Source organism: Methylobacterium sp. 88A (genome assembly GCF_000376345.1).
Classification (GTDB): domain Bacteria; phylum Pseudomonadota; class Alphaproteobacteria; order Rhizobiales; family Beijerinckiaceae; genus Methylobacterium; species Methylobacterium bullatum.
This window is the reverse complement of the sequence record NZ_AQVT01000001.1, coordinates 946662-959146: the sequence shown is the minus strand read 5'-3', so window position 1 is coordinate 959146 and position 12485 is coordinate 946662. Positions and strand designations below refer to the sequence as shown.

The window sequence follows — 12485 nt, the reverse complement described above, 5'->3', positions numbered from 1 at the left end:
CGAGGCAGGAACAACGTAGGCCAAAGGAGGCCCGCTCAGCGTGTGTCGCCGAGCACAGACTGCACCAGAGCCAGCGCCACCACGGCGGCGGTGTCCGCGCGCAGGATGCGTGGTCCGAGGGACAGCGCCACGGTGTTCGGCCGGGCGGCGATCATGTCCCTCTCCTCCGGCGAGAAGCCGCCTTCGGGCCCGATCAGCACGGCCAGCGGCGGTGGCGCCGCCGGGTCCGCCGCCTCGCGCAGGGCCGCCACCGGATCGGCGACGGGGGCGTCTTCGTCGCAGAAGACGAGGAGGCGGGCAGGGTCGAGCTCCGCCAGGGCGACGGGAAGCCGGACCGCCTCGGGGAGATCGGGAATCGCCAGGATGCCGCATTGCTCGGCCGCCTCGATGGCGTTGGCGCGCAGGCGATCCAGGTTGATCCGCTCGCCCTGGGTGTAGCGGGTGAAAACGGGGCGGATGGTGCCGGCGCCCATCTCCACCGCCTTCTGGGCCAGGTAATCCAGCCTCGCGGTCTTCAACGGCGCGAAGAGGTAGTGCAGGTCGGCCCGACCGGGCTGCGGGCGCAGACGCTCGACGACGATCAGTTCCGCGCTCTTGCGGCCGTTCTGGGCGATGCGGGTGCGCCACTCGCCGTCGCGCCCGTTGAAGACGAGCACCGGATCGTCCGGGCCGCGTCGCAGGACGTTCAGCAGGTAGTTCGCCTGCGCGCGTTCCAGCGGGAGAACCGTCCCTTCGCGGAGGTCCGGCTCGACGAAGAGGCGCGGGGCGGTGAAGTCGTAATGTGCCATGGACCGGGGTGGTCGCTCGCGGCACCACACCTGTCAACGCGTGAGGGAGGCCGGGGTGATGCGGAAGCGCAACAGCGTCGGATTATGTCGCGTTTCCCCAAGCGCATGTATTACCGCCCGTTTACGTCTCGAAAGACGCCACATTCCTATGGCGAGACGTCTTGCAGGATAGGCAATCGCTCCGGCGGCCACGAATCGGGCACCGGTGGGGATTGGGGGAGAGGGAAGCCTAGCTAATGTCATCGAAGACCATCGCGGCGGTCGCCGGAGCCCTGCTGGGTTCCGCCCTCCTCGCCGGCCCTGCTTTCGCGCAGAACGCGGAATGCGGCGACATCCAAAAGACGCTTCAGTCGCGCAAGGATCTCGTGGCCAAGGCGAATGCCGCCTCGAACTCGAAGAAGAAGATGACCCCGGCCGAGGCCTGCGCCCTGTTCGGCAAGCTGCAGGCCAACGGCAACGAGGGCGTCAAGTGGATCGCCGCCAACAAGGAATGGTGCTCGATTCCCGATTCCTTCGCCGAAGGCTTCAAGGCCGACCATCTGAAGGTCGCTGGTATCCGCACCAAGATTTGTGGCGTCGCCGCCCAGGCCGCGAAGATGGAAGCCCAGGCACGGGCGCAGGCCCAGAACGGCGGCGGCGGTGGCGGTGGCGGCATGCTCGGCGGCCCCGGCCTCACCGGCAGCCTGAAGATGCCGCAGGGCGCGCTTTGAGCCTTGGCTGAGTCGCCGCGTCACGGCCTCGTTTCAGCATGGCGGGCGTGACCTCCCGGCCCGGTGCGGATGGCAGGGTCGCGGATGCGGTCGCCGGGCACTGGGTCGATCGCCTCGCCCCGCGCGGCCTGCGCCCCTATCTCAGGCTGGCGCGGATCGACCGTCCCATCGGATGGTGGCTGCTGTTGCTGCCGTGCTGGTGGTCGGCCGCCCTCGCGGCGCTCGCCGGCCACAAGCCGTTTCCGGACCCGGCCCATCTCGTCCTGTTCCTCATCGGCGCCATCGCCATGAGGGGGGCGGGGTCGACCTACAACGACATCGCCGACCGCGACCTCGACGCTCAGGTGGAGCGCACGCGCTCGCGCCCCCTCCCCTCCGGGCAGGTGCGGACACGCTCCGCCGCGATCTTCCTGGTACTGCAGGCGCTGGCGGGGCTGGCGGTGCTGTTGCAGTTCAACCGTACCGCCATTCTCGTCGGCATGGCGTCGCTCGTGCCGGTGGCGATCTATCCGTTCATGAAACGGGTGATGTCGATGCCCCAGGCAGTGCTGGGCCTCGCCTTTTCGTGGGGCGCGCTGATGGGGTGGGTCGCCGTCTTCGGCGATCTCGGCGCCCCGGCGCTGCTGCTCTATGCCGGCACGGTGGCGTGGGTCGTCGGCTACGACACGATCTACGCGGTGCAGGATATCGAGGACGACGAGATCGCCGGCATCCGCTCCTCGGCCCGCTTGTTCGGACGCTGTTTGAGGCCGGCCATCGGCCTCTGCTATGCGGTTTCGGTCGCTTCCATCGCCGCCGCATCGACCCTGGCGGGGGCCGGCCCCGTGGGCGCCCTCGGCGTCACCCTCTTCGCTCTCCATCTCGGATGGCAGGTCGTCCGTCTAAAACCCGGCGACGGGCGCGGGGCGCTCAGGCTCTTCCGCTCGAACCGCGATGCCGGGCTGATCCTCTTTGCCGGACTGGCGGCGGATGCCGTCTGGCAGGGGCTGTCCTGAGCCAGATCCGGCCTCAGGACAGGGCGCCGCCGACGATCTCATTCTCGCCGCGATAGATCAGCGGACGCACCGGCAGCACGCCGGTCTTGCGGCGGACGAGGAAGCGCGGGCGCCGGCCGTTGAGCAGGCCGTGGCGGCGGCGGGTGCGCGTGGTGCCGAGGGCGACCCGGCCGAGCTGCCGCGACACGACGGCGAGGGTGCCGTCCTCCCTTACGATCATCCGCGGCAGGCCCGTGCGGGCCGAGCAATCGCGCCAGACCGCCACGACGTCCTCGTCACCGTAAGGGCCGAGGCGGCCGAGCGTGGTGCCGGCGCCATCCACCAGAAGAAGGGCGAAACGGTCTTCGTCGCACGCATCGCTGTCCTCGGAGGCGAAAGCGAGGGCGACGCCGACGGCTTCGGTACCGCCACCGATGCGGCCGGTGATCGGAAGCGACGAGGGGGAAAACGTCGTGGTGGGCAGCGTGACACCGTCCTGGAGGCAGGCATCCGCAGCGGTGCAGACAGTTGTCTCGGTCTGATTCATGTTTGAGAAAGTGTTCATCGGATCGACGCCCTGTTGGTGTGGTCGGCCTCTTGAGGGCCGCCTCTTATGACAAGCAGAATCACGTCTAACCTCATCACACCAGCTTAATAGCCAGAGTTAAGCGATGGTGGATGGGCGGGAAGCGTTCGGAATGCTCAACACTTCCTTGCCGCATTCGTCAGGATCCGGGGGCATCGCCCGCGCGCGATCCTTGTGGGCATCGCGGGCTCACCCTACAAAGAAAAGGGTCCCTTGCACCGCCCTGCGCGTGGAAGACGGATTCGCCACCGCCACCGATAGAACCCCGACGATCCGGAGACGCATGTCCGACACGATGTCGCCCAAAGCCGCCCAGGCGCTGCTTCCCGCCCTGAGGGAGGCGATCCGTGAGGCGGCGTCCCTGGCCCTCCCCTTCTTCAGGTCGGGGGCGCAGACGACCGCGCGGACATGGTCGAAAGCCGGCGGGTCGCCGGTGACGGAAGCCGACGTCGCGGTGGATACGTTTCTGAAGATCCGTCTCAGCGCGCTGCTGCCCGAGGCGGCTTGGCTGTCGGAGGAGACCAGCGACGATGCCATCCGGCTCGGCTCGGACCTCGTCTGGATCGTCGATCCCATCGACGGGACACGGGCCTTCCTCACCGGCCATCAGGACTGGTCGATCTCGGTGGCGCTGCTGGCGGGCGGACAACCGATCCTCGGCTTCGTCCACGCACCGGTGACCGACCGGTTCTACGAGGCCGTGGCGGGGGGCGGGGCGACCTGCAACGGCGTGCCGCTGTCCGTTTCGACCCAGACCGGCCTCACGGGGGCGAAGGTGACCGGACCGAAGCCGATGATCGACAAGCTCGCGCGTGGCGGATCGACGAACGGCGAGGCCCTCGATGTCCAGATCGTCCCTCGGGTGCCGTCCCTCGCCTTGCGGGTGGCGCGGGTCGCCGAGGGATCGATCGATGTCGGCCTGGTCTCGTCCGATGCGCGCGACTGGGATCTTGCCGGGGCGGATTTGCTCCTTCGCGAAGCCGGCGGATCGGTGAGCGACCTGAAGGGAACCCGCACGACCTACAACCGCCCGGACCCCGTCCACGGCGCGCTGATCGCGATGTCGGACGGCTTGCGCGACGATGTCGTCGCGGCTCTGACGCGGGGCTAGGGCGGCCTTCGCCAACGGGGATGCAGGCTCGGCCAAAGGCCGAGCCTCACCACGGGACTGCAGCCCCTGTGGAGGAAGACGCCGGCGATCACGATGGCATCTCCGCTCAGGCTGTGTTCCGGATGCACCCGCGGACGCACCCGGAGGCAAAGCCCGGTCAGATCAGCATGGCCCCGCGACCGGACGCGACGACGGGGGGAATGCCCGCGTAGAAGAACGGGATGCTGTGCTCGGGGTCGTTCGCCACGCGACCCCTTACCTTGGCCATGACGCAGACACCGATTTCGGCCTCCCCTCTGCCGATGGCCAGAACGAAGGGATTGTCTTTGTCGCCCCGCAGGTAGCGTCCGCCGAACGCACGGCGCGCGACCTCATCCTTCGAGCTCGGATGAAAGAGCTTGAACGTCTTCGGTTCGATTTCCCGGACCCGCCACGGTGAGGACCCTCCCGGAGGGTGGATCAGGCAGCCCGAACGGCATCGATGAACTGGCCGATCTCATATGCCAGACGCCTTGACTGTTCATCGAGAGTGGCTGCCGAATGAAGGACCTCATCGGCAGCGCGCCCGGTCTGTTCCGCCGAACCGGCGACCCCACTGACATGTTGGGTCACTTCGTGGGTGCGAGTCGCCGCCTGCGTCACGTTGCGGACAATTTCCTGGGTCGTCGCACCCTGCTCCTCAATGGCCGCGGCCACGGTGGCAGTGACGCCATCGAGTTCAGTGATTCGGGCATTGATGGTCTCGACGGCGCCGACCACTTGGTGGGTCGCACGCTGGATCGTCGCGATCTGGCCGTTGATGTTCGAGGTCGCCTGCGCCGTCTGATTCGCGAGTTCTTTGACCTCGGTCGCAACCACGGAGAAGCCGCGTCCCGCTTCACCGGCCCGTGCCGCCTCAATCGTGGCATTGAGCGCCAGCAGATTGGTCTGGCCGGCGATCTGCGCGATGACCGCGACGATGTCGCCGATCTCGTTCGCGGCGCCGCTCAACGCGCTCACAACTTGTGCTGTGCTCAGCGTCTCTTCGACCGCCGACCGTGCGAGACGCGCCGCTTCCTCGATCTGGCGACTGATCTCCAGGACACTGACGCCCATTTCCTCGGTGGCGGCGGCCACGGTTGTTACGTTCGCTCCCGCGTCGCGGGCGGCGGCGGCAACCGACGCCGATTGCGTCGCCGTTCGGCCGGCCGTGCCTGCCATGGCTTGCGCAGTGGTCTGCAGTTCACCGGACGCCGCAGCCACGTGGCGAACGATACCATCGACGGCGGTCTCGAACGCTCGGGTCGCCGCGTCGATCTGCTCGGCCTGACGCATCTTTCGATTCTGATCGTCCTGCTGCTGCTTCTGCAAGCAATCGGCGGCTACAGCATTGTCCTTGAACGTCTGAACGGCGCGGGTAATATCGCCCACCTCATCACGCTGATCCGTCTGTGGGACATCGATGTTCAGGTTGCCACCCGCCAGATCCAGCATACTCTGGGTCAGAGGTCGAAGGGGACGGATGGCACGGTATGTCCAAGAAGCAAAACCGAGACCGATGATGCAGGCGATGCTGCAGAGGCCGATCATCAGCATCATGAAGGTCTGTGAAACGGTGCGCACGTTGTCTCCAATGGACTGATTGCGCGCTTCCTGCAGGTCGATGAACTGGTTGATACGTCCGAGCCACTCCACGAAGGCACGACGCGCCTCCAGCATCAGGGTGCTCCGGGCGCGCTCGTAACGGCCTTCCTGCTGATCGTCGATGACACGCTTCATTAGGGGCAGCGTCCGGGCTTCGGTTTCCTTGATGCTGGCCAGAATGGCGCGCTCGTCGTCCGATGCTAGGCCGGTTTGCGAGAACATCCAATCCATCTTCTCGGCCGAGTCGGCATAGGCACGATTGAGACGGGCGATGTCGGAGAGAACCTCAGCCCGTCCGGCTTGGTCATTGACCAGAGTAAAGTCGCGGAGACTGATCGCACGATCATGTACGCTGCCTCTGAAATTGATCGCGTATCGCTGTTTGACCGAGTTGACGGTATTGATGGTCGATAAATTTCGGTCGATCAGAGCGACTTGACTTATACCATAACCTGTCAGGGCAACCATCAGTCCGAAAAGTGCTGTGTATCCAATGAGCACTTTTGAGCTCAGGCGGAGATGTCTGATCATGGAGTTGCCTAGTGCTGGTTCAGGAGCGCGATGCACGAAATCGGTGGTGTAAGCTCACCTTAGGATGCATGCATTAAGACGCTATTACACAGTAACATGCATCATATTCGCGTGATTGAAAGTAGAGGCAATGCGCCTTTGAGCCTCGCACTTCCAAAAAGTGCCGCGGGCCGCTCAGGTTTCGTCCTGGCCGTCCGGCGACTTCGAGTGACAGCAGGGCATGGGGTGACAGCAGGGCATGATCGAGGATTCGCACTCCCGCCCATCGCCTGAACGATCGGCCTCATTGCGGCAGGCAGACTGTGGACATGCGAACGCCGAGCTCGGTGAGGAACTCGGCGTGAAACGTCATCGAGCGCGAGGAGACTATCCCCGGCGCGGAAAGGTCCCGATCAGGCGTGTTCGCGAACCGCGACCACGTCGGGAGCCACGCCCAGCCGCTCGGCCAGATGCCAGCGCAATTCACGGGGCGAGTGATAATTGTAAGAGGTGTCGATGAGGTGGCTGAGATCGATGTCCTGCGCTTCACGCGACGTCGTCTGCTTCAGCTTTCCCACCTTGAAGGTCGCCGCATCGGTGATCGGCGAACGGACGCCGCGGCGTCGGGTATATTCGAACAACATGTTTTCTTGTGATCTTTCAGATTTTCTTGGTGTGCGAAACGACGAGCTTTGCCTCTCGTTCCGTAAGTCAAAGGATTTTGGGGTTGCGGATGGGTCATCCCTGAAACGAGCTCGTCTCCCCAGAGGAGCGCGTCGGGATGCCGGCGAAGCCGGCGCTTGGCGCCGGTGGTGACGCCAGCCCCGAGGGCTGGCGCCGGGTGCGTCAGGCCGCCTGGAGGTTGCCAGCCGAATCCTTGCCGCTGCGCTTGTCGGTCTGGATCTCGTAGGAGACCTTCTGACCTTCAATGAGATTGCGCATTCCCGCGCGCTCGACGGCGGAGATGTGAACGAACACGTCCTTGCCGCCGTCATCGGGCTGAATGAAGCCGTAGCCTTTGGTTTCGTTGAACCACTTAACAGTGCCGGTATTCACGAATAGAACCTCGTATCGTTCGTTGACCAAACACGCGTATCTGCTCGAGACACCCGGCGCCGGTCCTCTTTTACATTTGACGGGATCAGCAGGTCGTGAGACGTGCGAGGCACGTTGTGTTCGGCTCACTGACGCCCGCTGAGATCCATGTAGGCGCATTGTGCGGCGGCAACAAGGCATCCGGCTGGATCTTGCCTGTCGGATCGACGCACCGCCCTCTCATGCCGCACGATGCGAGCCCCGTGGCGAACCCCGTGTTTTTCGGTCCGCGACGTGCATATATGAGTTCGGCTCCAGGCAGTTAGGCGACGCAATCAGGCGGTTCATGGCGGGCATCTCGGTTTCCCTCGAAGGCGCGAACATCCAGCTCTCGTTCCAGAAGGACGATCAGGCCACGGCCGTCGTCATGGATGCCCGTGCGGCCCGTGCCCTCGTGCGCGCGGTCGGGCATCTGCTGACCGCGATCGACGAGCCGGACGAGGTCGATCCGCCGGACGACCTCGCCGACGAGGACATCGCCATGCTGGAAGTCACCTCCTCCGCCATCGAGGTGGGAACCGACGAGAAGGGTCAGGCCGTCGTGGCCCTCCAGGCGGGGCCGCTGCCGCCGTTCCAGCTGCGCCTGACGGACGAAGAGGCCCGTCACGTCGCGACGAGCCTCTCCGAAATCCTCAACGCCCCCCGCGATGTACGCGCATCGCATGGGGATCACTGACGGAACGGTTACATCCGCACGCCCGGGTCCGTCGGACCGCCGGGCAGATAATCGGGCTCGGAGCCCGGCCCCGCCGGCTCGTCGATGCCGGGATCGTCGACGGGATAGGGGGTCCGCGGACCGGTCGGTCCGATATCCGGAGCCTCGTCCGGCGGCAGCGGCGGGGGCGGCAGGTCGCCGGGAATTCCCCCCGGGAGCGGCTCGGGGATCGGTAGGCCTGGATTGGCCATGCAGCGTCTCCTTCGCTTTGAGGTGGATCGGTCGGTGTGCCGGAGAAACCCACCCCGGCAGTCGCCAGTTCCAGCCCGATGCGGATTCGAGCGTTGCACTGCCACCGAGGCTGCATTGCATCTCCCCGGAACCAGGAACCCGCCATATCGGCTACCAGTTCTTCCGCCATCATTCGTGACACGTGCGGAGATCAATCATGTCCGACATCAAGCAGTCGAAAGTTCTCATTCTCGCCACCGACGGTTTCGAGGAAACCGAGCTCACGGTCCCGCTGCAGACCCTCAAGAGCGCCGGGGCGAGCGTCGTCGTCGCCTCGCCGAAATCGCGCGAATCGCGCGAATCCATTCGCGCCTGGGACAAGACGGATTGGGGCAAGAACGTCGCGGTGGACAAGGATCTGGAAGACATCGACCCGGCGGATTACGACGCCCTCGTGCTGCCGGGCGGCCAGATCAACCCGGACAAGCTCCGGCTCGAGCCGAAGGCCCTCGACGTGATCAAGACGTTCCTCGTCTCCGGAAAAGTGGTGGCCGCGATCTGCCACGCGCCGTGGCTGCTGATCGAGGTGGGGGTCGTGAAGGGGCTGAACCTGACGTCGTTCTCGTCGATCAGGACGGATGTCATCAATGCCGGCGGCCAATGGCGGGACGAGGCGGTGGTGACCGACAAGGGCATCGTCACGAGCCGTAATCCCGGCGATCTCGACGCTTTCTGCGCCAAGATCATCGAGGAGATCGAGGAGGGCAACCACGGCGCTCGCCGCTTGGCCGCCTGACACTGGGCCTCGGGACGCTAGAGCGCTCTCCGCCGAAGTGGATGCCGGTTCGGCGAAAAAGAGCGCGGCACAACAAAGGCCTAGAGATGTGCCCCGACCCAACGTGGTCGGGCGCTGCTCTAGGCCCTGACCGGCCGGCGTCCCTCTCAGCCCCGCGAGGGGCCGTCCTCGCCGGTGACTTCGAGGACCATGGCGGACGAGAACGGGCGCCCGTACTCGTCCCGGACCTCGACGCTGATGCGATGGCTGCCGGCCTGGATGTGGCCGCCGAGGCGCGCGACCCAGATGTGGCTCGACGGCTCGGCCTTCACCCACGGCTTCTTCGCCTCGGGATAGCGGAGGAAGATTTCGGCGACGAACGGGTCGGGCCGCCGCGTGCGCACCATCTCGACGGCGGGACCGTCGTCGATGCGGTACCGGACGCTGGTGCGCGGACCGCCGTCGAAGACGTTCACCACCAGATTGGTCGCCCCGACGCTCTCCCGCGGCACAGGCGAGCGCAGGGTCTGCATCGGCCGGTAATCGCGCAGGACCTCACCGGCCCCTCCACGATACTGGCTCTCCAGCACGATTCTCATTCTCTCTTCCGGTTCGCCCTGGGCCGGTTGGTAGCGAGTGGTGTAGTCGGCGCCGTCGATGGACAGGACGTGGAAACCGTTGGGTGTCCCGTCGCGGCTGTCGGCCGAGGGAATGCCGGTGCGCGCGGAGGGGCCGCTCCACCACGATCCGGACACGGCGGTGAGGACGTGGTGGTGGTGGCTCCCGCTTGCGCCCGCGCGGGGGTAATGATGCTCCGTCGTGTGGGTATGGCCGGCGAGGCTGAGCACGGGTCGGTCACCCAGGAGGTCGAGCAGGCGCTCGCGGTCCATCACGTTCTGGCGCGGATCGGCCGGGTCGAGATCGGTGACCAGCGGGATATGCATCGCGATGACGACGAGGGTCTCCTTCGGCGTCATCGACAGCATGTTGGCGATGAAGGTCATCTGCCGCTCGCCGATGCGCCCCTCGTAGCGGCCGACACCGTCGCCCTTGCCCGACGCGGCGCCCAGGTAATGCACGGTGTCGAGCATCAGGAAGAGGGCCTTGCCGTGGTGGAAGGCATAGTAGGGCGCGCCGTAGACCCGCTTGTAGGTCTCGCGGCTGTAGCGGGCGTCAGGCGCCTCGAAGTTGAGATCGTGGTTGCCGCCGATATGGAACCAGGGGATCCCAATGCGCCCCATGATGCGGTTGGAGCGGCCGTAGAACGACAGATCGTCGAACAGGATGTCGCCCGTGGTCATGCCGAAGGCGGCCTTCGTGCCGAGGACCCGCGTCACCGCCGTATCGCGGACATGGCTGAGCTCCACTGGGCTTTCCGGCTGCGGATCGGTGAACAGGATCACGTCGAACGCGTCCGGCTCCGGTTCGCGGGTCAGCGCGAAGTCGATGGAGGCGGGAAGCGGTCCGGTCGGGTCGATGCCGCGATAGCGCAGGCTTAGATCGGACGGCGTGCCCTGCGGCTGATGGATGTAGCTGAAGCGCGGAATGTTGTTCTCGTCGCGCGGCAGCGCGAAGCCGGCGGGCTTCACCACGAAGACGATATCGCCGTCCGAGACGTCGAGCGCGTAGCGGCCCTGGCCGTCGGTGCGGACCACGTCGCGACCGTTCGAGACGGCCACATCCGGGATGCCTGCCCGCCCCCCCGGAACCACTTCATAGACGGAACCCGTCGCGCGCTCCGACGACCGCGCCGCCGAAGGCGCCAGGGCGAGGACGGCGGCACCTGCCAGGGTTTCGCGGCGGGTGAGAGCGGGACGGTCAATCATGCGGCAGCCTGTTGCGACGGGTCGGCCGCACCGAACCACGCCCTCTTGACCATGGCGTGACGATAGTCGCGTCCGCCCTCAGTGCCTGGCTGCGGCCTTCTCGACCTTTGGCTTGTCGCCAGTGGCGCCCGAAAACAATTCGCCGAGGTGTTTCTGGTCGAGACCGCGTGTCACGTCCGCAAGTCGTTCGCGAGTTGGGGATTGCGCGCTGCGCGTGAGGATCGAACCGGTGGCGACCGGATCCTTCACCGCTGCGACGGGGGCCGGCACGGCGGTGGGCGCGCGCTGCACGCGCATGGCCCAATGGGCGGCGGTGGAAAGCGCGGCAATGGCGACGATTGCCTTGATGCCACCGGTGAGAAGGCGTCGCATGCTGGAAAGCCCGAGACTACGCGGAGGAACGCGACCGGTTCCCCGGCCCGTCTCACTTGTGCGAGAAGTCGGTAAACCATTTGGCCGCTGGCCGGCCCGGAGCCTGTCCTGAAATGGCGCGACCCATCCGCTACTACGATGAGCGTGGGCCATCAGCCACGGCGACGGTTCCTGTTCCCCGCGCCCGTGACACACTTGCCGCGACCCGGCCCACGAGGCCTCACAGGATCGACGCAGAGAACTGGTCCGCACCGCCCCGTCACGACAAGCCCTGCAACCGCGCCAGTCCGAGAGGGTTCGCGAAACCATCGGACGCATCGGCTGCGGGGATGGTGGATGTAGACATCCTGACTTGAGCCGGCAACCAACCCGGCTGCATCAGGGCCTTTCCGCCGCAGCGGCGAAGGTCTTCAACTGCCCGACCTCGTCCCCGTCGCACTCGGCGGAGAGCCGTTCATAGACGCGCCCCGCGCCGTCGAACATCAGTCGGCCGCCATCGTCGTTCTCGAGAAAACTCGCGATCTCGTCCATCTCCGCGACCCAGCGATAAGCCTTCGGCACCATGTCGGGCAGGACGCGGGAGAACCGCGCGAGCAGTTCCGGCTCGCTTTCGGCGAGTTCGGCATGCAGCGCATTGGCCGCTCCGGCACGGCCTGCCGCGAGTACCATGACGGCGGCGAGCGCCGTCAGCCCCTTGTTGATGCCGGCATAGGACATTTTGAGCGCCGACGCCGCGCCGACGCCGCCCTCTACGGGTCGGACGTCCAGCCCCATTTCGCGCAACGCCACGGACGCCGAGAGATCGTCGCCGGAGACGTAGAACCGTGGCCCCCGTTCGCCGGATTTGGGCGGCGCTCCGATGATGGCGGCATCGATGAAGGGCGCGCCGGCCTGTCCGATCACGGCGGCGACGCCACGTTTCGTCACGACGTTGAGAGCGTTGCAATCGACATAGACCGGTTTGCGCACCGCTGCAGCGAGCAGCGGGGACAGGCGAATTGCAAGGTTCGCCGCCTCCGCTGGCGGGACGATGGAGAGGATGAGGTCGGCCTCGGCGAGGGCCGTCTCCTCCACTCCTTCCATTCCGGATTCCTGGGCGCGTGCGATCGTAACGGCGCTTCGACCGGCCAGAACGGTGAGGATACGGGCGCCGTTTCCGTGCAGTCGCGCTGCGATCGCACTGCCCATGGCACCAGGTGCGATGACAGCGATCGTCGCCATGAACGTCT

Annotated in this window: 14 protein-coding genes; 5 read left to right on the top strand and 9 right to left on the bottom strand. The window is 66.1% G+C overall.

The annotated features are described in order from the left end of the window. Positions 1-35: 35 nt before the first annotated feature. Positions 36-788 carry a 16S rRNA (uracil(1498)-N(3))-methyltransferase gene (locus tag A3OM_RS0104480; protein WP_018042530.1) on the bottom strand — a complete coding sequence of 251 codons (753 nt, stop codon included), beginning with the start codon at positions 786-788 and terminating at the stop codon, positions 36-38. 236 nt (positions 789-1024) lie between these two features. Between A3OM_RS0104480 and A3OM_RS0104475 the strand changes: the two genes are divergently transcribed. Beyond that, positions 1025-1498, top strand: a complete 474-nt coding sequence (locus tag A3OM_RS0104475) for a hypothetical protein (protein WP_018042529.1) — start codon at positions 1025-1027, stop codon at positions 1496-1498. A gap of 38 nt (positions 1499-1536) precedes the next feature. Next, complete coding sequence (gene ubiA / locus A3OM_RS0104470) at positions 1537-2493, top strand: 4-hydroxybenzoate octaprenyltransferase (RefSeq protein ID WP_018042528.1); 957 nt, start codon at positions 1537-1539, stop codon at positions 2491-2493. A gap of 13 nt (positions 2494-2506) precedes the next feature. Here the strand turns inward: ubiA and A3OM_RS0104465 are convergent, their stop codons facing one another. After that, a complete protein-coding gene (locus tag A3OM_RS0104465) occupies positions 2507-3019 on the bottom strand; it encodes a DUF6101 family protein (RefSeq protein WP_018042527.1) in 513 nt (170 codons plus the stop codon). Between the two features lie 322 nt (positions 3020-3341). Here A3OM_RS0104465 and A3OM_RS0104460 point away from each other — a divergent pair, with 322 nt between their 5' ends. Next, positions 3342-4169, top strand: a complete 828-nt coding sequence (locus A3OM_RS0104460; protein ID WP_018042526.1) for a 3'(2'),5'-bisphosphate nucleotidase CysQ — start codon at positions 3342-3344, stop codon at positions 4167-4169. A 459-nt stretch (positions 4170-4628) separates the two neighbouring features. Here A3OM_RS0104460 and A3OM_RS0104450 read toward each other — a convergent pair whose 3' ends face one another. The 3 genes from A3OM_RS0104450 to A3OM_RS0104440 all read right to left on the bottom strand — a co-directional run bounded on the left by A3OM_RS0104450 (position 4629) and on the right by A3OM_RS0104440 (position 7358). Further along, entirely contained in the window at positions 4629-6323 is a 1695-nt protein-coding gene (locus tag A3OM_RS0104450) for a methyl-accepting chemotaxis protein (protein WP_026175705.1), read from the bottom strand. A 392-nt stretch (positions 6324-6715) separates the two neighbouring features. Further along, the gene (locus tag A3OM_RS0104445) at positions 6716-6946 is read right to left on the bottom strand and encodes a hypothetical protein (protein ID WP_018042523.1); all 231 of its coding nucleotides are present in this window, start codon (positions 6944-6946) and stop codon (positions 6716-6718) included. 202 nt (positions 6947-7148) lie between these two features. Continuing rightward, positions 7149-7358, bottom strand: coding sequence for a cold-shock protein (locus A3OM_RS0104440; RefSeq protein ID WP_026175704.1), 210 nt, complete (start codon positions 7356-7358; stop codon positions 7149-7151). Positions 7359-7683: 325 nt separating this feature from the next. Here A3OM_RS0104440 and A3OM_RS0104435 point away from each other — a divergent pair, with 325 nt between their 5' ends. Further along, a complete protein-coding gene (locus tag A3OM_RS0104435) occupies positions 7684-8073 on the top strand; it encodes a hypothetical protein (protein WP_018042521.1) in 390 nt (129 codons plus the stop codon). A gap of 8 nt (positions 8074-8081) precedes the next feature. Here the strand turns inward: A3OM_RS0104435 and A3OM_RS0104430 are convergent, their stop codons facing one another. After that, on the bottom strand, positions 8082-8303 hold the full coding sequence (locus tag A3OM_RS0104430) for a hypothetical protein (protein WP_018042520.1): 222 nt from the start codon (positions 8301-8303) through the stop codon (positions 8082-8084). A gap of 197 nt (positions 8304-8500) precedes the next feature. Here A3OM_RS0104430 and A3OM_RS0104425 point away from each other — a divergent pair, with 197 nt between their 5' ends. Continuing rightward, entirely contained in the window at positions 8501-9079 is a 579-nt protein-coding gene (locus tag A3OM_RS0104425; RefSeq protein ID WP_018042519.1) for a type 1 glutamine amidotransferase domain-containing protein, read from the top strand. 146 nt (positions 9080-9225) lie between these two features. Here A3OM_RS0104425 and A3OM_RS0104420 read toward each other — a convergent pair whose 3' ends face one another. From A3OM_RS0104420 to A3OM_RS0104410, 3 genes are all read right to left on the bottom strand, one after another. Then, complete coding sequence (locus A3OM_RS0104420) at positions 9226-10884, bottom strand: calcineurin-like phosphoesterase family protein (protein ID WP_018042518.1); 1659 nt, start codon at positions 10882-10884, stop codon at positions 9226-9228. A gap of 78 nt (positions 10885-10962) precedes the next feature. Beyond that, the gene (locus tag A3OM_RS0104415; RefSeq protein WP_018042517.1) at positions 10963-11256 is read right to left on the bottom strand and encodes a hypothetical protein; all 294 of its coding nucleotides are present in this window, start codon (positions 11254-11256) and stop codon (positions 10963-10965) included. A gap of 378 nt (positions 11257-11634) precedes the next feature. Further along, positions 11635-12477 (bottom strand): NAD(P)-dependent oxidoreductase, encoded by an 843-nt coding sequence (locus A3OM_RS0104410; protein ID WP_018042516.1) that lies wholly within the window; start codon positions 12475-12477, stop codon positions 11635-11637. Between the last annotated feature and the right edge of the window lie 8 nt (positions 12478-12485).